General features: G+C 62.5%; 31 protein-coding genes and 1 tRNA gene. 13 read left to right on the forward strand and 19 right to left on the reverse strand.

All coding sequences use genetic code 11. The features are described from left to right. Nucleotides 1–44: 44 nt before the first annotated feature. The 4 genes from RR_RS07575 to RR_RS07590 form a co-directional block, all read right to left on the reverse strand. Nucleotides 45–863, reverse strand: a complete 819-nt coding sequence (locus RR_RS07575) for a carbon-nitrogen family hydrolase (protein ID WP_011223247.1) — start codon at nucleotides 861–863, stop codon at nucleotides 45–47. Next, entirely contained in the window at nucleotides 860–1291 is a 432-nt protein-coding gene (locus RR_RS07580; RefSeq protein ID WP_004961545.1) for an SRPBCC family protein, read from the reverse strand. Before RR_RS07580 ends, RR_RS07575 begins: the two co-directional genes overlap by 4 nt. A 67-nt stretch (nucleotides 1292–1358) precedes the next feature. Further along, on the reverse strand, nucleotides 1359–1586 hold the full coding sequence (locus RR_RS07585; protein WP_004592831.1) for a DUF7123 family protein: 228 nt from the start codon (nucleotides 1584–1586) through the stop codon (nucleotides 1359–1361). A gap of 63 nt (nucleotides 1587–1649) precedes the next feature. Further along, nucleotides 1650–1853 (reverse strand): hypothetical protein, encoded by a 204-nt coding sequence (locus RR_RS07590; protein WP_004961543.1) that lies wholly within the window; start codon nucleotides 1851–1853, stop codon nucleotides 1650–1652. Nucleotides 1854–1967: 114 nt separating this feature from the next. Between RR_RS07590 and RR_RS07595 the strand changes: the two genes are divergently transcribed. Continuing rightward, nucleotides 1968–2855 carry an LEA type 2 family protein gene (locus RR_RS07595; protein ID WP_117614921.1) on the forward strand — a complete coding sequence of 296 codons (888 nt, stop codon included), beginning with the start codon at nucleotides 1968–1970 and terminating at the stop codon, nucleotides 2853–2855. Here the strand turns inward: RR_RS07595 and tnpA are convergent. Then, nucleotides 2852–3250, reverse strand: coding sequence for an IS200/IS605-like element ISHma7 family transposase (gene tnpA, locus RR_RS07600; RefSeq protein ID WP_011223250.1), 399 nt, complete (start codon nucleotides 3248–3250; stop codon nucleotides 2852–2854). The genes RR_RS07595 and tnpA overlap by 4 nt on opposite strands. A 95-nt stretch (nucleotides 3251–3345) precedes the next feature. Here tnpA and RR_RS22345 point away from each other — a divergent pair, with 95 nt between their 5' ends. The 3 genes from RR_RS22345 to RR_RS07610 are packed head-to-tail and all read left to right on the forward strand — an operon-like array spanning nucleotide 3346 to nucleotide 5169. After that, on the forward strand, nucleotides 3346–3489 hold the full coding sequence (locus tag RR_RS22345; protein WP_023843275.1) for a hypothetical protein: 144 nt from the start codon (nucleotides 3346–3348) through the stop codon (nucleotides 3487–3489). Then, nucleotides 3486–4760 (forward strand): RNA-guided endonuclease TnpB family protein, encoded by a 1275-nt coding sequence (locus RR_RS07605; RefSeq protein WP_011223251.1) that lies wholly within the window; start codon nucleotides 3486–3488, stop codon nucleotides 4758–4760. The genes RR_RS22345 and RR_RS07605 overlap by 4 nt, the downstream gene beginning before the upstream one ends. Further along, entirely contained in the window at nucleotides 4735–5169 is a 435-nt protein-coding gene (locus RR_RS07610) for a hypothetical protein (protein ID WP_011223252.1), read from the forward strand. Before RR_RS07605 ends, RR_RS07610 begins: the two co-directional genes overlap by 26 nt. 19 nt (nucleotides 5170–5188) lie before the next feature. Here RR_RS07610 and RR_RS07615 read toward each other — a convergent pair whose 3' ends face one another. The 6 genes from RR_RS07615 to RR_RS07640 form a co-directional block, all read right to left on the reverse strand. Beyond that, on the reverse strand, nucleotides 5189–5419 hold the full coding sequence (locus RR_RS07615) for a HalOD1 output domain-containing protein (protein WP_011223253.1): 231 nt from the start codon (nucleotides 5417–5419) through the stop codon (nucleotides 5189–5191). Nucleotides 5420–5562: 143 nt separating this feature from the next. Beyond that, nucleotides 5563–6597, reverse strand: coding sequence for a phosphate signaling complex PhoU family protein (locus RR_RS07620; protein ID WP_004961528.1), 1035 nt, complete (start codon nucleotides 6595–6597; stop codon nucleotides 5563–5565). Between the two features lie 98 nt (nucleotides 6598–6695). Next, nucleotides 6696–7766 (reverse strand): ATP-NAD kinase family protein, encoded by a 1071-nt coding sequence (locus RR_RS07625; RefSeq protein WP_011223254.1) that lies wholly within the window; start codon nucleotides 7764–7766, stop codon nucleotides 6696–6698. A 196-nt stretch (nucleotides 7767–7962) separates the two neighbouring features. After that, the gene (locus RR_RS07630) at nucleotides 7963–8658 is read right to left on the reverse strand and encodes a competence/damage-inducible protein A (RefSeq protein ID WP_011223255.1); all 696 of its coding nucleotides are present in this window, start codon (nucleotides 8656–8658) and stop codon (nucleotides 7963–7965) included. 80 nt (nucleotides 8659–8738) lie between these two features. Then, nucleotides 8739–8813 (reverse strand) — tRNA-Glu (locus RR_RS07635). Nucleotides 8814–8953: 140 nt separating this feature from the next. After that, nucleotides 8954–10168 carry a helix-turn-helix transcriptional regulator gene (locus RR_RS07640; RefSeq protein ID WP_011223256.1) on the reverse strand — a complete coding sequence of 405 codons (1215 nt, stop codon included), beginning with the start codon at nucleotides 10166–10168 and terminating at the stop codon, nucleotides 8954–8956. 319 nt (nucleotides 10169–10487) lie between these two features. Here RR_RS07640 and RR_RS07645 point away from each other — a divergent pair, with 319 nt between their 5' ends. From RR_RS07645 to RR_RS07660, 4 genes are read left to right on the forward strand one after another with little or no spacing between them, the layout of a single operon-like run. Then, a complete protein-coding gene (locus tag RR_RS07645; protein WP_007190409.1) occupies nucleotides 10488–11603 on the forward strand; it encodes a branched-chain amino acid ABC transporter permease in 1116 nt (371 codons plus the stop codon). Next, nucleotides 11600–12883: a branched-chain amino acid ABC transporter permease gene (locus tag RR_RS07650; protein ID WP_007190408.1), complete on the forward strand. Its 1284-nt coding sequence runs from the start codon at nucleotides 11600–11602 to the stop codon at nucleotides 12881–12883. The genes RR_RS07645 and RR_RS07650 overlap by 4 nt, the downstream gene beginning before the upstream one ends. Then, nucleotides 12876–13706, forward strand: a complete 831-nt coding sequence (locus RR_RS07655) for an ABC transporter ATP-binding protein (protein ID WP_011223258.1) — start codon at nucleotides 12876–12878, stop codon at nucleotides 13704–13706. Before RR_RS07650 ends, RR_RS07655 begins: the two co-directional genes overlap by 8 nt. Next, nucleotides 13703–14458 carry an ABC transporter ATP-binding protein gene (locus RR_RS07660; protein ID WP_011223259.1) on the forward strand — a complete coding sequence of 252 codons (756 nt, stop codon included), beginning with the start codon at nucleotides 13703–13705 and terminating at the stop codon, nucleotides 14456–14458. The genes RR_RS07655 and RR_RS07660 overlap by 4 nt, the downstream gene beginning before the upstream one ends. Nucleotides 14459–14489: 31 nt before the next feature. On the opposite strand, the gene RR_RS07665 is transcribed toward RR_RS07660, so the two are convergent. The 3 genes from RR_RS07665 to RR_RS07675 form a co-directional block, all read right to left on the reverse strand. Continuing rightward, on the reverse strand, nucleotides 14490–15866 hold the full coding sequence (locus tag RR_RS07665) for an ABC transporter substrate-binding protein (protein ID WP_011223260.1): 1377 nt from the start codon (nucleotides 15864–15866) through the stop codon (nucleotides 14490–14492). 188 nt (nucleotides 15867–16054) lie between these two features. Continuing rightward, nucleotides 16055–16666: a superoxide dismutase gene (sod, locus tag RR_RS07670; protein WP_004961502.1), complete on the reverse strand. Its 612-nt coding sequence runs from the start codon at nucleotides 16664–16666 to the stop codon at nucleotides 16055–16057. Between the two features lie 180 nt (nucleotides 16667–16846). After that, nucleotides 16847–18244, reverse strand: a complete 1398-nt coding sequence (locus RR_RS07675; protein WP_011223261.1) for a cryptochrome/photolyase family protein — start codon at nucleotides 18242–18244, stop codon at nucleotides 16847–16849. A gap of 43 nt (nucleotides 18245–18287) precedes the next feature. On the opposite strand from RR_RS07675, the gene RR_RS07680 reads away from it, so the two are divergent. Together RR_RS07680 and RR_RS07685 are read left to right on the forward strand one after the other, a co-directional pair. After that, the gene (locus RR_RS07680; protein ID WP_011223262.1) at nucleotides 18288–19145 is read left to right on the forward strand and encodes an enoyl-CoA hydratase/isomerase family protein; all 858 of its coding nucleotides are present in this window, start codon (nucleotides 18288–18290) and stop codon (nucleotides 19143–19145) included. 149 nt (nucleotides 19146–19294) lie between these two features. Beyond that, nucleotides 19295–19813, forward strand: coding sequence for an Lrp/AsnC family transcriptional regulator (locus tag RR_RS07685; RefSeq protein ID WP_011223263.1), 519 nt, complete (start codon nucleotides 19295–19297; stop codon nucleotides 19811–19813). Between the two features lie 56 nt (nucleotides 19814–19869). Here RR_RS07685 and RR_RS07690 read toward each other — a convergent pair whose 3' ends face one another. Both RR_RS07690 and RR_RS07695 read right to left on the reverse strand, forming a co-directional pair. Further along, a complete protein-coding gene (locus RR_RS07690; RefSeq protein WP_004517945.1) occupies nucleotides 19870–20151 on the reverse strand; it encodes a UPF0058 family protein in 282 nt (93 codons plus the stop codon). Between the two features lie 71 nt (nucleotides 20152–20222). Continuing rightward, the gene (locus RR_RS07695; protein ID WP_004517946.1) at nucleotides 20223–20438 is read right to left on the reverse strand and encodes a ribbon-helix-helix domain-containing protein; all 216 of its coding nucleotides are present in this window, start codon (nucleotides 20436–20438) and stop codon (nucleotides 20223–20225) included. A 268-nt stretch (nucleotides 20439–20706) separates the two neighbouring features. Here RR_RS07695 and RR_RS07700 point away from each other — a divergent pair, with 268 nt between their 5' ends. Both RR_RS07700 and menD read left to right on the forward strand, forming a co-directional pair. Continuing rightward, a complete protein-coding gene (locus RR_RS07700; protein ID WP_011223264.1) occupies nucleotides 20707–22044 on the forward strand; it encodes an isochorismate synthase in 1338 nt (445 codons plus the stop codon). Continuing rightward, nucleotides 22041–23819, forward strand: coding sequence for a 2-succinyl-5-enolpyruvyl-6-hydroxy-3-cyclohexene-1-carboxylic-acid synthase (menD, locus tag RR_RS07705; protein ID WP_049938828.1), 1779 nt, complete (start codon nucleotides 22041–22043; stop codon nucleotides 23817–23819). The genes RR_RS07700 and menD overlap by 4 nt, the downstream gene beginning before the upstream one ends. Nucleotides 23820–23822: 3 nt before the next feature. Here the strand turns inward: menD and RR_RS07710 are convergent, their stop codons facing one another. After that, entirely contained in the window at nucleotides 23823–24776 is a 954-nt protein-coding gene (locus RR_RS07710) for a DnaJ domain-containing protein (RefSeq protein ID WP_011223266.1), read from the reverse strand. 58 nt (nucleotides 24777–24834) lie between these two features. After that, a complete protein-coding gene (locus tag RR_RS07715; RefSeq protein ID WP_007190402.1) occupies nucleotides 24835–25146 on the reverse strand; it encodes a hypothetical protein in 312 nt (103 codons plus the stop codon). 95 nt (nucleotides 25147–25241) lie between these two features. Between RR_RS07715 and RR_RS07720 the strand changes: the two genes are divergently transcribed. After that, on the forward strand, nucleotides 25242–26195 hold the full coding sequence (locus tag RR_RS07720) for a 1,4-dihydroxy-2-naphthoyl-CoA synthase (protein WP_007190401.1): 954 nt from the start codon (nucleotides 25242–25244) through the stop codon (nucleotides 26193–26195). A 21-nt stretch (nucleotides 26196–26216) separates the two neighbouring features. Here the strand turns inward: RR_RS07720 and RR_RS07725 are convergent, their stop codons facing one another. After that, nucleotides 26217–26567 (reverse strand): helix-turn-helix transcriptional regulator, encoded by a 351-nt coding sequence (locus RR_RS07725; protein ID WP_004517952.1) that lies wholly within the window; start codon nucleotides 26565–26567, stop codon nucleotides 26217–26219. Nucleotides 26568–26574: the final 7 nt, after the last annotated feature.

Consider the following 26574-nt stretch of genomic DNA (forward strand, 5'->3'; position numbering starts at 1 on the left):
CGGCGAACGCTCAAAAACCGCTTTTTGTCAAACAGCGACTGCAGTTACGGCCAGTCCGTCCGGCGGTCAGCAAGCGCCGGGAACTCCTCGCGGACCTGCTCGACGCGCGCCGGGTCGAGGGTGGCAGTCACCAGCGCCGGGTGGTCGTCAGCGCTGGCGAGTGTCGTCCCCCACGGGTCGTACACCGTCGACCGCCCCAGCAGTTCCGCCTCCTCGAACTGTCCGACGCCGTTCGCCGCGGCGACGTACAGTTGGTTCTCGACGGCACGGGCGCGACCGAACAGTTTCCAGTGTTCGACGCGCGGATACGGCCACGCACTGGGCACGAGCGTCAGCGTCACACCTTCGTCGACGAGGTGGCGATACAGCTCGGGGAACCGGAGGTCATAGCAGGTGGTGACTCCGATGGTGAATTCCTCAAAGTCGACAGTCGGAACCGTCTCACCCGGCTCCAGTAACTGGGATTCCGCAGAGTCGTAGCCGAACAGGTGGTGCTTGCGATACACCGCCCGGCGTTCCCCGTCGCGGTCGAAGAATACAGCAGTATTGGCCAGCCCCTCATCCGCGGGCACGTCGAACCCGCTGTCAGCGCTGGCCGCGAGGTCCTCGACGACGCTGCCGGCCAGCACCGCCACGTCGTGGTCCGCGGCGACGCTGCGAACCTGGCTGAGCGTCTCGCCGTTCAGTCCCTCCGCCTCGCGAGCGTAGCGGTCGAAGGCGAAGTACCCGATGCTGAACAGTTCCGGGAGCACAACGAGGTCCGCGCCCTCCGCGGCCGCGTCCCTGATGGCGGTCGTCGCGCGACTGACGTTCTCGGTCACCGAATCCGACGATACGTCTGTCTGGGCAAGCGTGAGCCTCATACTTCGACTTCGAGGTCGTCCCGCAGCGCCTGTTCGAGGTTTTGCATCTCATCGTCGAGGTTCCGCTTGAAAAACCGCTCGACGCCGGGGAGTTTGCCGTCGACGATGAACCGGTTCGTCAGTTTCGTCCCGCCGTCGGCCGTCTCTTCGAGTTCGTGCTCGCCCTGGACGGTCATCACCTTCGAGCGACCGATAAAGCGGGCGTACTCCGGGCGGCGCTGTTCGACGTCCTCAGTTTTTACCGTCATTGTCTGACTGACCACCGGAATTGGGAGCTCAATCGACCAGTTTGCGTGTGTGTCGTCGATGATTTCCCAGTCAGTGACGACGCTAATTGGCCGGGCCCGTTTATCCGGGTCGGTGATGAATTCCCAGACACGTTCCGGTGTGGCCGGCACAGTCATCGTTCGTTCGACCCGGACAGTCATGGAAGGTACTGAGGACTACTGGCCGATGAATCCACCGATTGTCACAGTGCGTAAAACCCGACGGGGGCTATCCGGTCGGCGTGACGCGCCACGTCGTCGACCGCGCTCGGCCCCACTTCTCGATTTCGACTTCGTCGGCCTCTTCAGCTAAGCGTGGCAGCCGCGCTCCCACTTGCTTCGACGAGAGGCCGAGCTGCTCAGCGATGTTCTTCGCGCGGAAGTAGCTCTCTCCACGCGAGACGCTGTCCCGGAGATATTCGAGAATGCGTCGGTCTTCCTCGCTGTAATCGGCCATACAAGAGATACGGTCTCTGCGTTTTTAACGGTTCCCTTCACAGTCTTGCGGCTGATACCAGTATCAGGCGTCGTAGGCGTGGATCGCCACGATTGCCACGGCCGCGGCCAGCATCGCAAGCCCGAATGCGCCGCCAGATGTCACGAGCAGGTTCCCCGTCTCAAGTTCCTGTGCGTGCAGAATCGCGTAGTTATAGCTGTTTGTTGCTGTGACCACGGCCGCGCCGACAGAGACGAGCCCGAACAGTAGGGCCAGGCCCGTCCCCATGTCGCTTTTGGACGCCTTGGAACTCATGTACGACGCTTTCGGTGTTGCCCACTTAGTTCATTCGGGCTGGAGCCACAGAACATATACCTCCCCATGGGAGATGGATGTGCAACTATGGGTCGGTTGAAAATAGTTGGCGTGCTGGTTGTCGCAGTCGCTGCTGTCGCGGGGGGCAGCGTCGCACTCGGCGTCCTGGGCACGCCCAGTGTCGCGTCGGTGGACAATCACTTCGCAGGTGTCTCGAACCAGACGACTACCGTGGCGACGGACCTGACCGTGACCAATCCCAACCCGGTCGGCGTCCAGCTGGGCGGCGTCGGACTCAATTACACGGTCTCAATGAACGGCGTAGAGATGGCACAGGGCGACAGGCAGGGCATCGGTCTCGGCACCGGCAACTCGACGCTACAGTTCACCACCGACATGCAAAACGACCGTATCCCGCCGTGGTGGGTCACTCACATCGACAACGGCGAGACGACGACAGTAGGTATCGACGCCACCGTCACGTCCTCGATGCTCGGCGGACAGTCAGTGTCCTTCAGTCAGGAACGAACTATCGAGACGGACCTCCTCAGCCAGTTCAACTCCACCGAGACGCGGCCCGTTGAGGCAGACCAGCCGCTCGTGTCGGACCCCGTCCTCTACATCAACGAGACCCGCGGCGCGTGGGACCAGGAGAACCTCACCCAGTCCGAGACACCACTGAACCTTGCCTTCGACGTGTACAACCCAAAGCCGTACCCTTACACAATCACCAAAGTCGGCTACACCATTCGGATGAACGACGTGACCGTCGGCGAGGGCGAAACGGATCGTGGCTACGTCCTCAACCCAGGCGAGAAGACGACACTCGAAGCGAACACCGCTATCCAGAACGAGAATCTAGACCGCTGGTGGGTGACCCATCTCCAGCGAAATCAACAGACAGACCTCTACAGGCGGAGCAGGCCGAGTGCCTCGGGGCTTGACCCCGAGGGTGAAGGCCGTAAGCCCCGTTAAACGTGTTCCGTTCGCTCGATATACTGCTCAATCGTGTCGGTCGAAACATCACCCGCCGTCCCCACGTAGTACGATTCCTCCCAGAACCCACCTCCCCACAGATACTCCTCCAAGTACGACTCGTACTGTTCCCACATCTCCCGCGCCGTGATGCTCTTGACCGTTCGCACAATCTCGCTCGGCGCATGCTTCGGGTGGGCTGACAGGAACAGGTGTACGTGGTCGGGTGAGATGTGGAGCGACAGTATCTCGTAGCCGTACTCGTCGCACATGGCACGGAAACTCGCTTCCAGCGAATCCTCGATTGGTTCGAGAATGGTGTGGCGGTACTTCGGACACCACACGAAGTGGTAGTTAATGTTGTACACCGTGTGGTTCGACCGCTTCTCGCCCATACATACCAATACAACGACCAATCGAAAGTATTCTCTGAAGTGACTCACAGACTACCACAAGTGAACTTTTAACTGTGGAAGAACAAGGGGTAGACGTGACGAAACAACTCAAGGTATCCGACACCGTGTACGACGACCTTGACGAACTCAAGGACGAGGAGGGCCACACGAGTTTCGACAGCGTACTCCGCACGCTCCTCCTCCACTACCGTCACGTCCAACCCAACGAGCAGGAATGACCGACTCACAGGCACTCGTCAAGACGCTGGACTTCCAACTCGACATCCAGAGTGACAACGAGAGCCTGCTGTACGACGCCACCCTCGAAGCGCGGTCGGTGTACAACGAAACCATCCGTCTCGCCAAGCAAGGCGTCGACTGGGACGCGATTCCCGACCGTGTAGCCGACGACGCCAACCTCGTGAAAAACACGACACAGCGCGTCGTCGCCAAAGCACTCGGCGCGATGGAGAACTACTACGAGTACGACGACTTCGGCAAACCCAGTCACACCAAGGACGGCGCGTACCCCCTCCGAGCGAACTACGAGGAGGGGTACAACCTGTCGCTCACCGACGACGGCGACGTGGCGTTCCGCATCAGCGCGAAGCCGTACAAGCACGTCACGGGCGTCCTCAAAGGGAGTGACGCCAACCTCGACATTCTCCAGACCGCACTCGAAAGCGATGAGTGGAAGATTGGGACGGCGGAAGCCCTGTTCCACAACGACAACGCTGAGTTGCACGTCAACGTCACCAACACCGAACAGACCGTTCGAGACAAGCAGGACTCGCGGACGGTCGTCGGTGTGGACGTGAACGAAGACAACGTGGCTCTCACCGCTCTCTCCGAGGATGGCATTGAGGACTCGTTGGTTATTGACTTCCCCGAAATCAAGTTCGAGCGCCACCGCTACTTCACGATGCGGAAGCGCGTCCAGAACGCGGGGAAAGACAGCATCCACGACACGCTGGAAGGGCGTGAGGAACGGTTCGTCCGTGACCGACTCCACAAGGTGTCTCGACACATCGTGGAGTGGAGTCGTCAGTTCGAGAAGCCGTGCATCGTCTTTGAAGACCTCAAAGAGATGCGCGACAGTATCGACTACGGCACGCGGATGAACCGACGCTTGCACCACCTTCCGTTCCGCGCCCTCCAGTTCTATACGTCGTACAAGGCGTCGTTCGAGGGTATCCCGACTGCGTGGATTAACCCCGAGTACACGAGCCAACGGTGTCCGATGTGCGGACACACGGAACGTGCGAACCGTAACAAGAAACGGTTCAATTGTTGGGACTGTGGGCATCAAGACCACAGCGACCGTGGTGCAAGCGTCAACATCGCCGTGAAAGGCGTGAAGAAACTCGATTGGAATGTGCCTGCTCTCAACAGCCTTCCCGTTGTTCGGAAGGTGCGACGGCGGGCATCGGGGGCCGTGGACGCCCCGACCGTGACCCAACCGACCGTTCGAGGCTATCAGGCCGATGGTCGGATGGGAGTGTCCGACTAAACCACGGGAAGCCTCGGGGCTTGACCCCGAGGCGGTTCACCTCGTGCTTGAGGGCGACAACGAGCAGTTCAGAGTTGACCTAGACTCTATTGACTACCAGCAGGAGATAGAGACAGATATCTTCGGCACCAAGGCGCAGCACCCGACCGGTGATGGGACTGCTGACGACTCCAGCAATGGGTCCGACCGTTCGACAGCCGACAGCGCGACTGCAACCCCAACACCCGCGGAAACCGAAACAGACGGCGGATTACTGGACAGTGGGGACACAGAGACGGATGACGGCCTGCTCGACGACGGAGAGACGGAAACGGAAACCACGACGACGACCGAGACACCCACAGCGACCCCGACGGAGACGGCCACGCCGACTGAAACCGAGACAGACGATGGCGGCCTCCTCGGGTAGCCGATAGTAGTCTGCTCCCTCAGTTCTCGACACAGAGTGTCCCCGTGTCATCGACTGATACCGTATAGCCACAGTACTGGAACAGCATCGGTAACTCCTCTGACGGGGCATCCAGCACCGCGTCCAGTCGTTCACCGTCAACGACCATCTCAAGGCTCCCAAGTTGTGTAGGGTGGCAGTCCTCAAGTGCCGCGATGGTCTCTTTGACGGCGATATGAACGGGTGTCGATGGGTCGACAGGCCGCTTCATACTGGACCGTTCACGATGTCCGATGAAAGGTGCAGGTGTTTTTCACAGCAACCGATCGTGGTAGTGAAACTGCCAAATTACGTGGTAGAGTCGGAAAACAGGACTGTCGCTGCGAACCGCAACTGCGGGCAGCGGGAGCCGCCTCACTCGATTGTCGTGTGCTCGGACTCCTCGTTGAGCGCGAGGTTCGTCGCGATCTCTGCGCTCCGGACCGCGAACTCGGCGGTCTGCTGGAGGCTGACAAGCACTTCACGCACTTCCAGTAGCGCCTCGTTGTCCATCTCCGGCAGGTCGTCGAGGATTTCGTGTTCCTTGTCGCCGATATCCTTGTACAGTTCTCGGACCTGAATCGCGGTGTCGTAGTTACGGTCGACAGCCGCCTGCACCGCCAGCTCGGTGATGTCGTTGACCTGGTCGGTAAACTCGCGGATGCGGCGCATCGTGGAGCTGTCGACGTTGAGCGAGTGGTCCTCGGTCTCCAGGGCGATCTCGGCGATGTCCTCGGCGTTGTCCGCCGTCAGTTCGAGGTTCTTCGCAATCGACCGATAGCCGATGAGCGGGAAGCCGTCGTTGAGGCCGATAGCCCGCGCGAGGTTGGGGTTCTGGTAGGCCGTGAAGATGAGCCGTAGCAGCAGGACGAATATCTTGTTGGCCTGTCGCTCGCGGTTGAGCGCCCGCTGAGCGAGGTCGGGGTTGCCGTGGGCGAGGGATTTCACCGCCTCGTTTCGCATTGTCGAGCCGGTGGATTCCAGCCGTTCGAGGAGGTTGTTGAGCGTGAAGTCCTCCGGGTCGACGGAGCAGCGAATCGCGATTCTGTCCGGCGTCTCCTCGATGACGCCGAGGCCCATCAGCTGGGTTTCGGCGTTGTAGACGGCGTTGATGTGGGACGATTCTAGCGTCTCGCCTTCTGGGGCTTCGACGTGGATGACGCGCCGACCGAGCACATACTGGGCGACGATAGCCCGCTCGACGGACGCGGCATCGAGATTCTCCGCGTGGATGATAGCCTCTGACTCCTCAGTCTGGACGGACTCGGGCATGACTGTCAGCGTGCCTTTGCCGCCCATCCGCAGTGACACTTCGTCGCCTTTCTCGACATCGTGCGCACTGGCCCACTCCGCCGGCAACGTCATCGCGAGTGTCGACGGTCCCAATCGCTGGACTTTCCGGGTTTCCATATGTCCTTTGTGGGGCGTGAGATACCTTAATCTTGACTATACATGATAAAATGCCGGGAGCGATATATCATGGCTTGCTGTCATCGGCTGTAGGAGTTTCAGACGACTTCGACGAGTCTGCGTTCGTGCCGCCCGACGCGGACCCGCAGCCAGCCGCGCAGTTCCGCGTCTAATTCCGGGTCGCCGGTGTCGACACGGAGGGTGCCGATACCGTCTAGTTTCCGCCGCGAGGCGACCACTTCGAGGTCACACTGCCTGATGACCGCCGGCGATAGCTGCTGGTTCCCCCGACCGAACACGAACCCCTGCCCGCCGATAGGCGAAACGACGATGACATTTCGGTCACCAAGGGCGTCGAGGATGTCCGACTCGGCGGCGTCGCGGGCGAGCACCTCTCCGTCGCGCCATACGTCTACACCAAGCGTCGTTCCATCGAACCCCAGTTCCTCTTTGATAGCGCCAACAGTACTCCCCGGTCCAAGGACGTAGGTCACATCCGGGTCAGCGGCATTGGCGACGCTCTCGGCGAGGGATTCGACACTGCCGCCGCCCAGCTGCTTGGCTGACTGGCGCTGGTCTGCGACTGGGACCTCCGCGACGGCCCGGAGTTCGGTGACCACTTCCCCGCCTCTGAAGGCGTCCTCGTCGATATCGTTGACCTCCGCGCGCTCCGTCTCGGAGAAGCGGGCCACGATGCGCCCGGCCGCACGTGGCGACACGCCGAACACGGAGGAGTACACCTTAACACCGGCCGGGACGCCCAGAATCGGGATAGCCGCGTCCAAGTCGTCGAGGGTTGTCGCCACGTCGACAGCCGTGCCGTCGCCACCGACGAACAGAATCACGTCCGCATCCGCCTCGACGAACGCTCGGACCGCATCTCGGGTGTCCTCGCTGCCTGTCTCATCAGCGCCCGCCGGAGTGCCAACGACCGTCGGATCGAAGCCCGCCTCACGAGCGAGACGCTCTCCCATCGGGTCGCCGTACGTGAGCAGTTCCACGTCCGTCCCGACCTCGGCGAGTGAGGCAAGCGCTGTCCGTGCGCGGTCCGGTGCGCGTTGCTCCGCGCCGCGGCGGCGCGCTTCCGCGACTTTCCCGTCAGTGCCTTTGAGGCCGACGCGGCCGCCCATGCCGGCAATGGGGTTGACCACGACACCGATTCGTCGCATTCAGCGTCACTACGCGACCCCGCGGCAAAAGAGGCCCGGGAGCGTGCCTTTCAAGCCACCCCACGCAGAACGCACAGCTATGTCAGTCGTACTCCAGAGCGGCGTTCAGACAGGGATTATCAACGCGTCCGGCGCGGCCATCACGCTCGGTGGCCTGCTGCTTACGTTTCTCTGGCTGAACCACCTCTACCGGTAGTCACTCTGCCGTCGGTGACTCAACGCGTTCGCTGAACCACGCAGCCGCCTCCTCGACTAGCTCCTCCTCTGTCCCTTCGAACCGGACGGTCACGTGCTCGCCCGGATAGCTCCCGACCTTAACCGGGAACTGCTCCTGTACCTCTGCCAGTCGGTCAAGGAGTGCGCTCTCGGGCTCAGCGGCGTCGACGGTGCGAACGTACCGCTGCTCGCCGGCGAACTCTTCTGCGACCTCCTCGAACATCCGCTTCATTTCGCCCGGCACGCCCGGCAAGACATAGCAGCTCTCGACGACACAACCGGGCGCGACCCCCTCGTGGTTGGGCAAGACACGGGACCCCTCCGGTACCTCGCCCGTTCCGTCGGTCAGGTCGTCGCGCGTGTACCCGCCGTGTTCCTCCAGCCACGCAATGGCGTCCTCGCTCTCGACGACATCCCGTCCGAACGCCGCGGCGACGGCTTCGATTGTTTTGTCGTCGTGCGTCGGTCCAAGGCCGCCGGTGACGATGACGGCGTCGAACTCCGCGTGATACTCGTTGACCACGCGGGCAATGTCCGAGATCTCGTCGGGGACGACCGTCGTCCGACCGACGGTGACGCCACGCTCCGCGAGTTGTTGTCCAAGCCACGCAGCGTTTGTGTTGACCGTCTTGCCACTGAGCAGTTCGTCTCCGACGGTGACTACCGCGACGCGCATACCGCCTGATTGGACTGGCAGACACAAATACTGTCGGTCATAGAACGTAGTAACTGTGTATCCGTTGAATCGGAGAGAAATGCTCCGTCAGGGATTTGAACCCTAGTCATCACCGTGAGAGGGTGATATGATTGGCCGGACTACACCAACGGAGCATACACAAGTTCGTAGCGAGGAGATACGTATAATCATTGCGTTTCAGCCCCGCCCTGTGCTGGTTTATCATGCTGTCAGCTGTAACTATTCCCAGATATCTGCGGTAGCGAAACGCGACACAGGCGTACAGCCGCCAGTATCACTCGTCGTCGAACGGTGACCCTGCGGCGTCGGGTTCCTGACCAGCGAGACTGATGATGTTCTCGCGGCCGACTCTGAGCTTCGAGATGTCGCCGTCGTCTTCCATGTCAGAGAGGAGCATACTCACCTTCGACTTTGACCAGTCGGTGCTGTCGACGATGTCGACCTGCTTCATCCGGCCACCGTTTTCCTCCAGCAGTTTGCGGACGCGGTCGCTGTCGGTGAGCAGTTCCTCGTCGGGGACTGCCGGTTCGTCAGGGGTGTCGGTGTCCGCCATTGCATCGCCCGAGGAAGCCGTCGATGGCTGCTCAGTGCCGCCTGTGGCCGACGCCGTCGGAGCGGGTGGTTCGTCATCGTCGGTTCCCAACACCCCTCCCAGCGCGCCGGACCGCCACGCGGCCACGCCACCAGCGACGACAATGAGACCGACGATGGCGGCCGGGAGCATCCACGATGGCCCGCCGGCGGCCTCGGCAGGTGTGTCATCGTCCGCCGTGGTGCGCTGCTCAGCACTAGCGCTCTGCCCGGTTTCGCGCGGCTGCAGTTCCACGTAGGGCCGACGGTCGTTGAACGACTGCTCGCCGTTCCACGTGACGCTCTCGCTGTTTTCGAGCGAGTCCGGGGCGCTCTGTGAGGCGGGGGCCGGCTGGACGTCGGCGAATGCTAGCTCGGGGCCGCGCTCGAAGACGAACGACTGGCTCGGCCCGATGTAGAACCCGCCGTCGAACACGTCGCTGACCACGACTGCGTCGCCCTCGACGACAGCGAAGTTACGCCAGCGGAACGACATCCGCACGGTTCCAGTGTTCTGGAGCGGGTCGACCGTCGCCGACCGGTCGTAGTTGGTCGCACTCATGTTCCGGCCAGTCACGTTCGTCCCGTACTGTGTCAGCAGCGTCGACTGCTCGACGAAATTCTGGTACAGTGGCTGCTCCGACTGCTCGAACTCCCGGGCAAACTCCTCGAACTGCTGTTGTTCAGTGTCGTTTGCAAGCGGCGTCCGGTAGAGGATGGCCCACTTCGCCGACCCGTTCTGATACAGCGTGACCTGAAACGTCGTCCGGTCGAACCTGTCGGGCGTCTGGACGCCAATGCTCTCGTCGGCCGGCTGTGACATCGCCAGTGGCGCGGCACCGCTTCCCAGCAGGAGAGCCAGCACGAGACTGGCGACGACCAGGCGTACCATCTGTCGTATATCATCGATGGACCGCATAAAAGCGCTGTGAATAGCACCGTTCTCCGTCGATGTCGGGCCGATGTCCGGTGGTTTCTCGATACGGTTTCGGCTCAAAGCATTGGTGACCCAAGTCGGTGTCGTGCGCTGTGCGGGCGCTCGATCACCCGGCCGTCACTGGGTTCGAAGTGGCTCCCATCGGCAATCTGTCCCGTGGTATCAATCGTCTCTCGCTTGATACGTGACCATGGGAGGGGACGATTCCTGTTTTGACACCGGTGTCTTGGCTTCTACACCGGTATTTCGCACGAATTTCCGGTGGGTTATTTAGACAGGAGGGTCCAACGAAGGGTAACCTATGGGAATTGCTGAGTTCGCAAGAGACGGCCGTGTTGTGATGGGTGACCGGCCGGGGGCAGCAGTGGTGGCCGCTGTAAGTGGCTTCCTCCTGCTGGATTTAGTTGCAAAGCTCGCTGGGACAACCGTGTTCTTCCTCGGAGCCAAGTTACTGGGTGGGTCTCTCACCGTGAGTTCGTTGCTCTCAATGGTGGTGGACGGACTGCTCGTCGGACTGGCGGTCGGACTTGCCGGCATCGGCCTGTCGATGACATACAGCATCCTCGACTTCGCCAACTTTGCACACGGGGACACTGTGACCGTCGGGGCGTTCCTGGGGTGGGTCGCCGCGTACATCACCGCCGGCCTCGGGACTGGAGCCCCGATCTCGGAACTGTTCATGCTCAATTCGGGGCGGCAATTGAGCACCGTGTCGACGTTCCTTCCGGTGCTTCTCGGGCTTGTCGTCGCCGGCGTCGGGTCGATCGGTATCGTGTTACTCATCGACCGACTCACCTATCGCCCCATGCGCGATACGGACAACATCTCCTTGCTGATTGCGTCAATCGGTGTCGCACTCGCGTTGCGCTACCTCATCGCGTTCGTCTTCGGCACACAGACCAGTGGGGTCGCAAGCGGCGGGCTCCGGGTGACGCTGTTCTCGATGATCTCAGTCACTGACAACGAAATCACCCTGCTGGTGGTGTCGGTCCTGTTGATGCTCGGCGTCCACCTGCTGCTACAGCGGACGAAGCTCGGCAAAGCAATGCGGGCGATGGCCGACAACGAGGACCTCGCACGCGTGACCGGGATTCCGACCGAACGCGTGATTCGACTTACCTGGATTCTCGGTGGCGGCCTGGCAGGCATCGGTGGCTACCTGCTCGTGTTGGAAAGCGGCACGATATCATTCAATTTCGGCTGGATTCTGCTCCTGCTCATCTTCGCCGCAGTCATCGTCGGCGGCATCGGCTCGATATACGGGGCGATGGCCGGTGGCATCCTCATCGGGCTGGTCGACAGTCTGGCCCTGATATGGCTGCCATCGGGACTGACCCGGGCCTCCGCGTTCCTCGTGCTCATCGTCGTCTTGCTGTTGCGCCCGTCCGGTATCTTCGGGGGGGTGTCGACAGCATGAGTGCTGTTGACACTGTTCGAAACCGTCTGGATGCGCTCCCTGACGTAGGGCTGGTCGTCGCCTTCATCGCCAGTATCTGGGCCGTCATGCTCGTGCTGGCGATCGCTGTCGGCGGGGCGAACTGGGCGAACCTCGCCGCCGGCTTCATCGGCAGCGTGACCGTCCTCATCGGCGGCTACGCCATCCTCGCACTGGCGCTGAATCTTCAGTGGGGGTACACCGGCCTGTTCAACATTGGTATTGCGGGGTTCATGGCCGTCGGCGCGTACACCACGGCGGTTCTCACTGCGCCAACTGACCCGGCCGCGGGAGCGGTCCCGGGGCTCGGCCTCCCGCTGTGGGTCGGTCTCATCGGCGGTATGGCAATGGCCGCTATCATCGGCGGTCTCGCGGCGCTACCAGCGCTCCGACTGAAGGCCGACTACCTCGCTATCGTGACGGTCGCGTTCTCGGAAATCATCCGACTCGTCGTCAACTGGAACGGGCTCGCCGAGGTCTCGCTATTCGGGGTGCCGTTTGGAACCGGCGGCGCGACCGGTATCTCGTTCAAGTCCGCAAACGAGGTCGCGTCGACGCTCATCAACGGCGTCGGACAGCCACTCGTTACTGCTGCGGAGGGCGTCGGCGTCTCCGGGCCAAATCTGGCGAACCTCACGTACGGGATACTCCTCCTGCTGGTCGTGGCGGCGAGCTACTGGGTGCTCGCCCGTATCACGAACTCGCCGTTCGGTCGCGTGCTGAAGGCGATCCGCGAGGACGAAACCGTGACTCAGTCACTCGGCAAAGACACCCGGCGGTTCAAGATCAAGACGTTCATGATCGGCTGTGCGCTGATGGGGCTGGCCGGCGTTCTGTTCCGCGGGCAGGCGGGCTACGTCAGCCCACAGCAGTTCAGACCGACGATCACGTTCTACGTGTTCGCGGCGCTTATCATCGGCGGCTCGGGGTCCAACACCGGCAGCATCATCGGGGCGGCGACGTTCTCCGGACTGCTGTTCTATCTGCCGGCCCGACTGGGCGAGAATGTCTCGCTGGGCGGCACTCGCGCACCTAGCAACATCGTTGACGCGATCGCCGGGCTCGGGTCACTGGACCCGCTCCCGCTGCTCGCATACACCATTAGCAACGTCAGCACGCTCCGGTTCGTCCTCATCGGCGTCGTGCTGATATACATCATCCAGAACCAGCCAGACGGACTGCTCGGCCACCGAAACGAACCCGCAACGAGCGTGAGCCTTGACAGACCGCAGTCCGGGTCCGGAGGTGAGGCGAATGAGTGAACCCGACGCGGCACCGCGACAGGAGACCGCCGTCACGAGCGACGCGATCGAGTCGCCGCTGCTGGAAGTCACCGGCCTCCGCAAGGAGTTCGGTGGCGTTGTCGCGGTGGACGGGGCAACGTTCTCCGTGGCGGAGGGGTCGCTCACCGGCCTCATCGGCCCGAACGGGGCCGGCAAGTCGACGACGTTCAACTGTATCACGGGCATTCACGAGCCAACTGGTGGCCGGGTCACCTTCGACGGCCAGAACATTACCGGGCTCCCGCCGTACACACTCGCAAACCAGGGACTGGTCCGGACGTTCCAGATCGCCCGTGAACTGTCCGAGATGACGGTCTTGGAGAACGTGATGCTCGCACCGGGTGGACAGGTCGGCGAGTCGGTCATCCGGTCGGTGACACCGGGGCTTCGCGGCGATGTGGTCAAGGCCGAAACGGCAGTTCGCGACCGCGCGTGGGAGACGCTGGAGTTCTTCGAGATCGACCATCTCGCCCACGAGAATGCCGGCAATCTCTCCGGTGGCCAGCGGAAACTGCTGGAGATGGCGCGGGTTCTGATGACCGAGCCCGAAATGATCCTTCTGGACGAGCCACTTGCCGGTGTCAACCCGACGCTTGAAGAAAAGCTGCTGGAGCGGATTCACGAACTCCGCCGAGAGCAGGGCCTGACCTTCCTGCTGGTCGAACACGACATGGACGTTATCATGAACAACTGCGAACACATCATCGTCATGCATCAGGGGAGCGTCCTCGCCGAAGGGGACGCCGAGACTATCACGTCGGACGAGCGCGTACTTGAGGCGTATCTGGGAGGTGACGTATGAGCCAGCGCGCGACAGAGTCCGAGGCTGTCACGCTCCCTGACCCAGCCGAGCGGCTCCTCGCCATCCGGGACCTCGATGCGGGCTACGGCGATCTGCAGGTCCTCAGTGACGTCCACATGGACGTTGCGGACGGCGAGTACGTCGTCATCGTCGGCCCGAACGGGGCCGGCAAGTCGACGGTGATGAAATCCGTCTTCGGTCTGACAACGTACATGGGCGGAGACGTCATTTTCGACGAGACCGACATCAGCCAGCGCAATCCCGACGAAATCATTTACGAGGGAATCAGCTACGTCCCACAGACCGGCAACGTGTTCGGCTCACTGAGCGTGCGCGAGAACCTCGAAATGGGCGCGTACATCCTCGATGAAGTACCGGAAGACCGGATCGAGGACGTGTACGACCGGTTCCCGATTCTCTGGGAGCGGTCCGAACAGTCAGCAGGGACGCTGTCGGGCGGCCAACAGCAGATGCTCGCCATGGGTCGGGCGCTGATGCTCGACCCCGACCTGCTGTTGCTTGACGAGCCTTCCGCCGGGCTTGCCCCCGACCTCGTCGAGGATATGTTCGACCGCATCGACCGCATCAACGACGACGGCACGGCTATTCTGATGGTCGAACAAAACGCAAAGGAGGCCCTCCGGCGGTGTGACCGCGGCTACGTGCTCGTGCAGGGTCAGAACCGCTACGAGGACGAAGGGACGGTCCTCCTCAACGACGAGCAGGTTCGTCAGGACTTCCTCGGCGGATAGCTCGAAGAAAGAATCGACGCCGGCAGCCCCGTTACTGGTTCATCGCGCTGTTGATTTCAGACGTGTAGGAGGACTGCTGTTGTTCGAAGCCGACCTGATTGACGATGGTCCCGCCTTCCGCTTCGAACGCGCCGGCGAACGCCTCCTGTAGCGCTTGGCCGTAGCTGTTGTTCACGTACAGCGTCGATGCGGTCTCCGCACCGAGTTCGCCCACGCCGACTTGCGCCAGGACCTGTCCCTGCAGCGCGTCGCTGGGCGGGGTGCGGAACATGTAATCGTTGTCTTCGAGGTCAGTAATCGTCGGTGACGTGGACGCTGGCGAACAGCCGACGACGCCGCTATCGATGAGCACGTTTCTGGCGACCTGAATCGACGTTTCGGAGCTGGCCGCCCCGGTTATCGACGGATAGCCTGCGCTGACGAGAGAGTTGGCCGCGTCGATGCCCGCCTGCGCCTGCGTCTGGGTGTCACCGACCTGGTAATCGAACTCGAAGTCGACTTCGCCTTCGAGTTGCAGGGCCGGGAGTAGCGCCCCGTCGCGGATTGGCCTGCCGAGCGGCCCAAGGTCGCCGGTTTCGGGCATCAACACGCCGAACTTGATCGTCCGTCCGGAGTCGCTCCCGGAGCCGTTCGGTTCCGGCTGCGGGATGTCGCTGCCAGCGCTGAAGTCGACGGTGCTAAGCGTATCGACACCCCCACCGTCCTGAAACCCGAAGACCTGGTACTGCGCCGAGGCCATATCCCCGTTTTCGTCGAAGTTGACCGCACTCGAAGCCCCTTCGTACTGGATGTTCTCGCCCGCCGCGGCCGCTTCGACGGCCGCTGGCAACTCGGAGGGGCCGTACGACTCGCCGCCCGGGTTGGCGACGACGCGCATGTGGTCCCGGACGGCTTGCCCGTCGTTTTCGCCGGCCAATATGTTCGCGAGTATCTGGACCGCCGTCGCGTCGTAGGCCTGTGACGTAAACACGCCGGCCTCTTCGTAATCGAACTCGGAAGTGAACTGCTCTGTGAACGTATCGACGCCGGGCCCGGCCGCCGATGGGGCCGTGCCACGGACATTCGACATATCGTCGCCGACGTTGCTCGGCAGTTCGCCGTCCTGCAGTCCGTCGGTGACGAGGATGTCGGCGGCGTCGTCGCCGTAGTCGGCGTAGAAGTCCTTGAACAGTTGCACACCGCTCTGGGGATAACCGACGACCATCAGCACATCCGGCGACTCCGGACCGCTGTCGCCACCGGACTCGGTCCCGGTTCCGGTCATCCCACCGTCGCCGCCGTCGCCGCCATCTCCACCGTCACCGCCGGTCTGTTCGGTTGAACAGCCTGCCAATCCGCCAAGCAGACCAACAGTGGTTACCGCTCCAGTGCGCTTCAGGAACGCTCGCCGATTGGTATCGCTACTCATACCACTTACCACTGATTCACATCTTATAAAACTATATCCTCCCGTGCCACTGCCGTTCCGTAGTCTGCTACAGTCTCGCCGATATTTTTTGTTGGTATCGTTAGATATTAACGGCGGACTGAACGCAACCGACCCAGATACCGCTCGGGCTCTCGGCACAGCCGCAAAAAAACGTCGGGTGTCGCCCGTTACTCGAAGTGACTGACCGACTTCTCGTACTCTTCAGCAGCCTTGTCCCAGTCGACAACCTCGAAGAAGGCGTCGATGAAGTCACCACGGGCGGGACCGTAGTCGTAGTAGTAGGAGTGCTCCCAGACGTCGAGTGCGAGGATGGGATGGGAGCCCCAGAGCGCGCCCTGGTCGTGCTTGTCGACCGGCACGTTGCGCAGTTGCTTGGCAACGGGGTCGTACACGAGCAGCGCCCAGCCGCCAGCAGCTGATGCAGCGGCTTCGAACTCGCCCTTCCAGCCCTCGTAGGAGCCGAAGTCCTCCTCGATGCGGTCGAGGAGTTCGCCTTCCGGCTCACCGCCGCCGTTGGGGTCCATGTTCTCCCAGAACAGCGTGTGGAGATAGTGACCACAGCCGTTGTGGGTGACGTTACCCATCGCAGCAGCGCTTGAACCGAAGTCACCGGCGTCGCGGTTCTCTGCAAGCGTCTCCTCGGCCGATTCGAGGCCGTTTACGTACCCCTGATGGTGGGTGTCGTGGTGCCAGGTGAGCACCTGCTCGGAGATGTGTGGCTCCAGTGCGTCGTAGTCGTACGGGAGCGGTGGCAGTTCGGGATTTGAATGTTCGGACATATGAAAACGCCTCCATCAGTATTGTCGCGCGGCTGCCTGTTAAACGTTTAGGAGCCATTTGGTAGCACTCAACAAGGGCAGCGAGACGGAGCCGTATCTGCCCGCGGCACTGACGCCAGCACGTGGCCTCGTCCCGCGTGTAAGCACTCAGGAGAGTTCAATGGATCTGAACGAACCGCTCTAGTCGTCTCCTCTGGCCCGCTCGAACATCGCCAGCGCCTCCTCCCGGCGCTCGCTGTGGTCGACGACGGGGTCCGGGTACTCCGGTGCGGCGCTGCGCCGTTGTGTGAGGGAACAGTCGTTCCAGTCGTGGATGATCTCGGGTGCAGCGTCCCGTAGCTCCGGGACGTATTCCTTGATATACTCGGCGTTCGGGTCGTAGTCTTCGCCCTGTGTCATCGGATTGAAGATGCGGAAATAGGGCTGCGCGTCGGTCCCCGTGGAGGCCGCCCACTGCCAGCCACCGTTGTCGTTTGCCGTGTCGTGATCGACCAGTTTCTCCCGGAACCACTCGTAGCCGTGTCGCCAGTCGATGAGCAGGTCCTTCGTGAGGAAGGAGGCGACGATCATCCGGACGCGGTTGTGCATGTACGCCTCGTCACGGAGCTGTCGCATCCCAGCGTCGACGATGGGGTAGCCCGTATCGCCGTCTTTCCAGGCCTGTAACAGCTCTTCGTCGTTCTCCCACTCGATGGGGTTCTCGTATGATTTGTAGTTCGAGCTCACGACGTGTGGATGGGCAAACAGTACCTGTGTGTAGAACTCCCGCCAGGCCAGCTGGGACTGGAACTCCCGGACGGAGTCCCGGCGGTCGCCGCCGGTCCCCTCCTTGGCAGCCTGTGTCCGGTCGTACACCTCCCGAATACCGATAGTTCCGAACTTCAGATGGGCCGAGAGCCGCGAGGTGCATTCGTCGGCCGGGAAATCCCGTCGCTCCTCGTACTCGTAGACGTTCTCGTCGAGGAAGTCATCAAGCAGGGCGCGCGCTTCTTCGGTTCCTGCTGCGGGCACGTCCGCTTCTGGCTCCTCGAAGCCGAGGTCAGCCAGTGTCGGGAGCGCGTCGCCGTCGACATCGGCCAGTGTGTCGGCCGACGGGGGGTCGTAGGGGGCCGCCTTCTCGCGGTCGTGCCACTTCCGGCCGAAGTAGGTGAAGACGCTGTAGGGGTCGCCGTCGTTCGTCGTAATCTCGCCCGGTTCGTGCAATACAGCGTTCTGGACGGCCTCGCGGGCCACGTCGGCGTCGTCGAGCGCTTGCCGGACAGCTGCGTCGCGTTCCCGTGCGAGCCCGGAGTAGTCCTTGCCCCAAGTGACCTTCTCTGCGCCGTGCTGGGCTGCCAGTTCTGGCAAGACGGATGTGGGGTCGCCCTCGGCAACGACGAGGTCACTACCCTTGTCGCGGTACCACTCGCGCAAACTGTCGAGCGCGTCAAGCATGAACGCGACCCGGGGCGGGCCGGCGTGGTCGAGAACGGCCGTGTCGAAAATGAATACCGGGACGACCGGGTCAGATGGGGTCGCCGCGGCGAGGCCAGCGTTGTCCGTTGCCCGGAGATCACGGCGATGCCAGTGCAGGCGCATACCTAGTACACGGACTAGCCCGGGCAAAAGGTACTGCCCAACGATGTTGGTCTGTCAGGCGCTGACGGACACCACTGTTATCTTTCCGCCGGTCAAGTGCCCACACATGGAAGACGCGACCGTGACGCAGTCTGTTGACGACGGGATCGCTACAATAACGCTGAACCAGCCGGAGTCGCGAAACGCCCTGTCAGCGGAGTTGGCCGACGCGCTCACTGCCACGTTCGAATCGGTGACCGACAGCGACGCCCGGTGTGTCGTACTGGAAGGCGCAGGCCCAGCCTTTTGCGCTGGCGGGGACATCAATGCGATGTTACAGGGCGTGAAACACGACCGACCGCCGGCCACACAGGTCGAACTGGTGGTTTCGTCACTCCATGAAGCGATCCGGACCGTCCACAGCTGTCCGCTCCCGGTCGTCGCGAAAATCGACGGCCCCGCCTTCGGTGCCGGTGCAGGACTCGCGCTGGCCTGTGATACACAGGTCGCAAGCACTGACGCCCAGATCGGCTTTGGCTTCCGGCAGGTCGGCCTGGCAAGTGACTCCGGCGTCTCCTATTTCCTGCCACGTATCGTCGGCCCGAACAAGGCCAAGGAACTCCTGTTTACCGGCGAACTGCTGGATGCTTCGACAGCCGAGGAACTGGGGCTGTTCACCCGTGTGTTCGACACAGAGACGTTCGAATCAGCCTTTTCGGAGCTCGTTACAGACATCGCCGCTGGACCGACAGTCGCGCTCAGCCACGCCAAGCGGCTGGTCAACCGGAGCTTGGACAGTTCGCTGGAACAGGCACTCGAAAACGAAGCCACCGCGCAGGGGCTCGCGTTCACGACTGACGACCACGAGGAAGGGACGACCGCGTTCGTCGAGAAGCGTGACCCAGAGTTCACGGGCCAGTAAGCTGATTAGCGTGGCCGACACCACCACTGATTCAGCAACCAGAGACCAGACAGACAGATGGTACCTACGAACGTTCCAACACTGACTCGACCGACCACCGACACTGACACCGAGCGCGCCTGTGCTCCCAGTGGGAGGGAGGCCACAGCATGACCGACAACGCCCCGGACTGGGAGTTCAGTGAGCGGGATATGTGCATTCTGCGCGAACTCTCAGCGGACCCCAAGCGCTCGTCCCGCGAGCTTGCGGATCTCCTCGAATCGAAGTACGACATCGACGTGTCCCATGTGACTATCAGTGAATCGATTCGGGAGATGCGCAACGAAGGCGTCTTCAGGGAAACTATCGTCCCGAACGAGGAGCTGTTCAATTTCGCGCTGTTTGAGTTTAAGTTCAACCCTGAGCATTTTGCCGACTCCTGGCACGACGCGATGGTGTCCATCCGGGACGACCGGCACACGCTGTTTTACTTCCTCTCCGACGGCGAATATCAGTGGAAATCAGTGATGATGTTCCCGAGCCGGACGGCTGAATCCCGCTGGATACACGACTTCTACAAGGAACACGGCGATGTGATTCAGAACATCCGGAACTCGGTCGTTCACAACGTCCTGAAGTTCAAGACGGACCCAGAGCTGTTCACCGAGCTTGACGGCGAGAGATCGTAGCCAAGAGGAGACAGATCGAAATAAAGACGAGAGGGCGCGACTCAGGACCGGCCTGGTTACAGTTTCCGCTCGGCGTCCTCGGCCAGTTCCTTCATCCGCTTGCTGACCCGACCCGCATCCGAGAACTCGTCTTCGCTCATCGCCGTCGCCAGCGAGTTCCCAAGTACGAACACGGCGTGTTTGTGCTCGCTTTTCGATTTGTGGACATCCGATGGCCGCACGTCAAGTTCCTGGTACGCGTCGAACAGGTCCGGGTCGACTGAGTCCATGTCGTCGCGGAAGTACTCCATAATCGTCACCATCTGCTCGTGTAGCTCGAGAAGCTCGTCTTTGTGCATAGCTACAGTATGCGGTGGCACGTCTATAAGAATTGCTTGAGAAGGGATACCAGACGCTCACGCCTGTATTTTCAGAAGACGTACTCGTCGTCGTGGCCCATCATGCCGTCTTCTTCGAACCCTGGCTCCTCGTCTTCGTCCTGTGGTCCGGAGGTTTTGTACGCCTTGAGCCCGGTCGACAGGAGGTCCTCAATGGCTTCCTCGCGGTTGAGGAACTCGCCTTTCTCGACGAGTTGCGCGATTTGCATCTCCAGGTGTTCCGGGATATTGATCTCTACCTTAGGCATCGCAACATAGGGGGCTTCGACTATGCCCTATTTAAACTTGACGGGGGTATGTTCGTAGATTGCAGAATTACAATTGTAGAACTGAGAGAGGAACTTTGTGAACCCAGATATTAATTTCTATGAATCGGAATCCGAGAGCCGCCATGTCGTGCGGCGGCCCGGAGCGGCGTGAAATCGGCCGCGCCACGACAGCGGTCCGATCGAAGTTCACTGTGTGGAATCGAGCGTATAGTTAGGCTCAAAGGTGCGCAATCCTAAGGCATGGCTGATGGAACCACTGCGTGGTGACGAGACGACGGTTGGTGAGACAACGGTCGTCGCACGCGGGTGTCGCCTCGACGATGCACCGGTGCGGTCGGTACTGGTGACGGACGCTCGCCCCCGGTTCTTCTGGGCGGCCGGTACAGAGTCAATCGCGGCCCGCGGGAGCGCGGCGACTGTGACTGCCGACGGGCAGTCGCGGTTCGACGACGTGCGGACAGCAGTCGAAGCACTGTTCGATGACTGCTCAGTGCCCGACAGCCTCCCGAGCATCGCTCGACCGCGAGCGTTCGGCGGGTTCGCTTTCCACAACGGAACGCATGAAGGAGAGGACTCTCCCTGGGATGGGTTCCCCAGTGCGGCGTTTTTCCTCCCCGAAATACAGGTAACCAGAAGGGACGACGATGCCTGGCTCACAACGGTCGCGACAGGACCTGAGGCCGCGACCGAAGCGGAGGCGCTACTGGAGGAATGGCGCGACCGACTGGTCGCAGACTCCGAGCGCAATCCGGGTACGCCGCCGGGAATCTCACACCGGAAGCGCACGCCAACACAGGACGGCTGGCGCGAGCAGGTGGCGGCCGCCACAGAGAGTATCGACCGGGGCGAGCTCCAGAAGGTCGTGCTCGCCCAGAGTCTCAGCGCCACACTGGACGCGGAGCTATCGGTCCCGGACGTGATGGCCCGGTTGTCGAAGACGTACCCCGACTGCTACCGGTTCATGTTGTCGCCCGACTCCGGCGGCACCTTCTTCGGAGCCACGCCGGAGCGGCTGGTCTCAGTTCGCGGGCGAACCGTCCGGACGGAGGCGCTGGCCGGTTCAACGGGACGGGGCGACACACCCGCCGAGGACGAGTGGCTCGCCGCCGAACTCCTCGACAGCGAGAAGGACCGCCACGAGCAGAAGCTCGTCGCCGACGCGATACGGGACCAACTGGAACCGTTCGCTTCGACGGTCCGCATCGGCGACCGGACCGTTCGCCGACTCGCCACGGTTCAGCACCTTCGAACATCGATAACAGCTGAACTGGACGACGATGAGCACGTCCTCTCGCTCGTCGAGGCGCTCCACCCGACGCCAGCCGTGGGCGGACTGCCCCCGGACGCGGCGCTGCGGACTATCCGCGAGACAGAGGCATTCGATCGGGGCTGGTACGCCGCCCCGGTCGGTTGGGTCGACGCCGCCGGCAACGGCACCTTCGCCGTCGGCATCCGCTCGGCCGTTGCCACGGAGCGCGAGGCGACGCTCTTTGCAGGCGCGGGCATCGTCGCGGACAGCGACCCCGACCGCGAATGGGACGAGGTCCAGCTCAAATACCGGCCGATACTCGACGAGCTAGAATGACGGCCCCGAACGTCAACACGCTGTGGGCCGAGACACTCGTGGGCGAACTCGTCGCCGGCGGCGTCGACGCGGTGTGTCTCTCGCCCGGCAGTCGCTCAACGCCGCTGACGGTCGCATTCGCCGAGCATCCTGATATTGAGGTGTTCTCTCACCTCGACGAGCGGTCGGCGGCCTTTTTTGCGCTTGGACGCGCCCGCCGGACCGGCGAGCCGACGCCGCTGGTCTGCACATCGGGGACCGCCGCGGCGAACTACCACCCGGCGGTCATCGAAGCCAACCAGTCGGGCGTCCCGCTGCTCCTGCTGACGGCGGACCGCCCGCCGGAACTCATCGACAGCGGAGCGAACCAGACTGTCGATCAGGAGAAACTGTACGGCGACGCTGTCCGTTGGTATCGCGATATGCCAGAGCCGGAGGCCGAGCCACGGAAGGTCCGGATGTTGCGGACCACGGCGGCCCGCGCACTCGCGGAGAGTACCGGTAGCGACCCCGGCCCAGTTCACCTGAACTGCCGGTTCCGGAAGCCACTGGAGCCGACGCCGATGCCTGAGGACGACCCGGCAGGCGTTCCGGCCGACTGGGCGGGCGGTGACAACGGGGCCAAAATCGGCCGCGATGGCCCGTTCGTCACGACGAGTGAGGGCGTCGAGACACCGGACGAGCAGACAGTGCGCCGCGTGCAGGACGCACTTGAGGCCGCCGAACGAGGCCTCATCGTCGCTGGGCCGGCCGACCAGGGACTCAGTGCAGATTCGCTTGAACGGCTGGCGGCAGCCACGGGCTTCCCTGTTCTGGCGGACCCGCTGTCGGACCTGCGGTTCGGCCCCCACGTCGACCGGCTCGATGTGCCGGTCTGTGGCGGCTACGACGGCTATCTCGGAAGCGACAGCGTCGACCAGTGGGACGACCCCGATGTCGTCGTCCGGTTCGGTGCGTCGCCGACCTCGAAGCCACTGCGTCACTACCTCCGGGACGCCGACTGTCAGCAGTTCCTCGTTGACCCGGCCGGCGGCTGGTCGGAGGCCGAGTTCACCGCCACGAACCTACTTGTTGCCAACCCCGACGCCACCGCAGATGCGCTCGCGGGCGAGACGCTGGGTGGCGTTGCAGCGTCGTGGCGAGAACAGTTCATTAGGGCGGAGCAAACCCACTGGGACGCCGTTACTGAAACCGCTTCGGAGACCTACTGGGAAGGGGGCGTCCTCTCAGATGTGACTGCGTTGGCCCCGGACCCGGCTACACTGTTCATTTCGAACAGTATGCCGATACGAGATATGGACCGCTTTGGCGGCCCCCGTGACGCCGACCTGACCGTACTGGGTAACCGCGGGGCCAGCGGTATCGACGGCATCACTTCGACGGCGCTCGGGGCCGGCAGCGCGACATCCGACCCGCTCGTGCTCGTCACCGGCGACCTGGCGTACTACCACGACATGAACGGCCTGCTCGCGCTCGGCCGCTGTGCGGTAGACGCGACGGTCGTCCTGCTCAACAACGACGGCGGCGGCATCTTCCACATGCTGCCCATCGAGGACCATCCCACCTTCGAGGACCAGTTCCGAACGCCACACGGGCTCGATTTCGAGCCGACGGAGGCGCTCTATTCCCTGCAGTTCGAACGGGTGGCCGACCGCCGGCAGTTCCGCGAGCGGTTCGCCGAATCAGTCCAGACAGATGGGACACAGGTCATCGAGGTCCGGTTCGACGCGGGTGACAGCCACGCAGTCAGAGACCAGCTTACCGAACAGGTCGCCGAAACCCTTGCTGGCGACTGATTTTCAGAGCCGCAACACCGATGCTGTCAACAGCGACAGTCCGAACGGGAGCCACGTCCCCGACAGCGCGAGGGCCCCCACAAGCGAGAACGCGCTGATATTCAACGTGACCAGCAGCACCGCCGTCGTCAGACTCCAGCTCCCGAACACCATAATTGCGATAGTAGGTTCGGACTGGAGGTAGCCGATCATGAAGAGGGTACAGACCCCAATTGTCAGGTTCACCCACAGCGGGAACGCCGGGAGTAACGCGCTGAACAGCAGTACCGGATAAAGCGCGAACGTGATGGCAAACAACGTCAGCCCCCGGCCGGTCGGCATCTCCAGAAGCGACCCGCGGGACGGGGTGTCAGTCTGGCGGACGGAGTACGCGGACGAAGAACTCCAGGTGGCACCGTTGCCGGCGTTGTCGCTGAAGCCGCTGGTCGCGGTGGCCCCGGAGCGCCGGGTCGACGCAGAGTTCGACGCGGTCGCCGTCCCGCTGGTCGTATCAGTCGATTGCTCGTTGCTCGACGACGCATCAGTGTCGGTGGTTGATCGCTCGTCTCTGTCATCGGCGACGCGGTCTCTGGCAGCCCGTTCACGTCGCGCCCGATCCCGGGCGTTTGTCCGGGCTGTACTTCGGTCAGTGCTCGCTTCGGTTCGGTCGCCGGCCGACGCAGACCCGTCGTAGCCCGCGCGCCGTGCCGCTTCGGAGACGTTACTGCCGCCGTCGTCCGGTATATCATGTTTGCCCGCAACATAGGCGTCGTGACCCAGCCGATCGTATCGCGCCCGCTCGCCCTCGTCGGTGAGCACGTCGCGGGCTTCAATGAGCCGCTGTGTCGCCTCGCCGGCGTCGGCCGCATCGCTCACGTCAGGATGGGTTTCCTTCAGTCGCTCCCGATAGGCCGCTTCGATAGCCGCCGTCGAGGCGTCAGTTGGAACGCCCAGTACCTCGTAGAACGTCTCTGTCATGCCGGGGGTAGCACCTGCAAGCGAGTGAGCGAGGGGAGCTGCACGCGACCGCCGTCGGTCACTCGTTCTCTACGCCTCCTTTGGTTTCCGTGCTGTGTCCGTATGACTCCGACGGCCGCTGGTAGTCTCCAGCGGGTCCATCCCTATCTGGTTCCGACTCGCGGGCACGCGCTGTCGCAAGCCGTTCCAGTGCCGTCGCGATCCGTTCGAGCGTGAGGATGAACCGCACGAGAAGGTAGAGGAACCAAGGGACCACGGCCACAATCAGTCCGAGTAGAATCTGTTGGACGATGATGAGGCTGTACACGACAACAACGATAGAGAGGCCAGCGAGTATCCCTATCACCGCTTTCCTCGATGTGGAGGGCATCGCTAGTCGGTTCACGTGCGCGACACCAAAGGGTTTGCTCTGCTGTGGGAACACGTACGAGGAATCTTTTTGCGAAGGCCGTCCCGAGCCACGGTATGGTCTCTGAGCTATTCGACCCGGAGCGGTGGACAGCCATCGACCGGTTCGACTTCGCCGACATCACCTATCACCGCTCGACCGACACGGGCGCGGTCCGAATCGCCTTCGACCGGCCGGAGAAGCGCAACGCCTTCCGCCCGGAGACGGTTGACGAACTTGCGACGGCGCTGGACCACGCCAAGCGCCAGACCGACGTGGGCTGCGTTCTCCTGACCGGGAACGGCCCCTCCGAGAAGGACGGCGGCTGGGCCTTCTGTGCCGGTGGGGACCAGAGCATTCGCGGTGAAAGCGGCTACGAGTACAGCGAGTCGCCACGCGACTCGGACACAGCGAGCGGGGAGCAAAGCGACCCACGAGAGACGAGCGACGGCGTAGAAGATGACGCGCCGGAGAACGTCGGCCGCCTCCACATTCTCGAAGTCCAGCGCCAGATCCGCCACATCCCAAAGCCCGTCGTCGCCGTCGTCCCAGGGTGGGCCGTCGGCGGCGGCCACTCGCTGCACGTCGTCTGTGACCTCACGCTCGCCAGCGAGGAGCACGCCAAGTTCCTTCAGACGGACCCCGACGTGGGGAGCTTCGATGGCGGCTTCGGCTCGGCGTATCTCGCGCGACAGGTCGGCCAGAAGAAGGCCCGCGAGGTGTTCTTCCTCGGCAAGACCTACGACGCCGCCGAAGCCGCCGACATGGGGATGGTCAACGACGTGGTTCCTCACGAGGACCTTGAGGACACTGCTATAGAGTGGGCCGAGCGCATGAACGAGAAGTCACCGACGGCGATGCGGATGCTCAAGTACGCATTCAATCTCGACTCCGATGGGATGGTCGGTCAGCAGGTGTTCGCCGGGGAGGCGACGCGGCTGGCCTACATGACCGACGAGGCCCAGGAGGGGCGGGACGCGTTCAACGAGGGCCGCGACCCGGACTTCGACGACGTGCCGTGGCACTACTAACGCACGCCGCGTAACCGTCGGTCAGTCCTCGTACGCGAGGGTCATGACCCACTGCGAGAAGGTGTCGTCGTGGGGGTCGACCTCTTCGTCGCCGATAAACGGCGAGAGCTGGTCACCGGCCATCAGAAGCGAGAAGTCGAGGTCGCGGGCCGCGGGCGTCAGGTAGTACGTGTTGTGCCCCTCATACACCGTCTCCTCACGCTGGATGAGGTCCTTCTCGAACAGGGACTCGACGATGCGACTCCCCTTTCGCGAGGAGACGTCGAGTTCCTTCCAGAAGTCGCTCTGGTGGATGCCACCGGACTCACGAATCAGTTCGAGCCCGGCCCGCTCGCCATCAGAAAGGTCCGCCTCCGACGCTGCTGAACTCATGTATTAC

Source organism: Haloarcula marismortui ATCC 43049 (assembly GCF_000011085.1).
GTDB classification, from domain to species: Archaea; Halobacteriota; Halobacteria; order Halobacteriales; family Haloarculaceae; genus Haloarcula; species Haloarcula marismortui.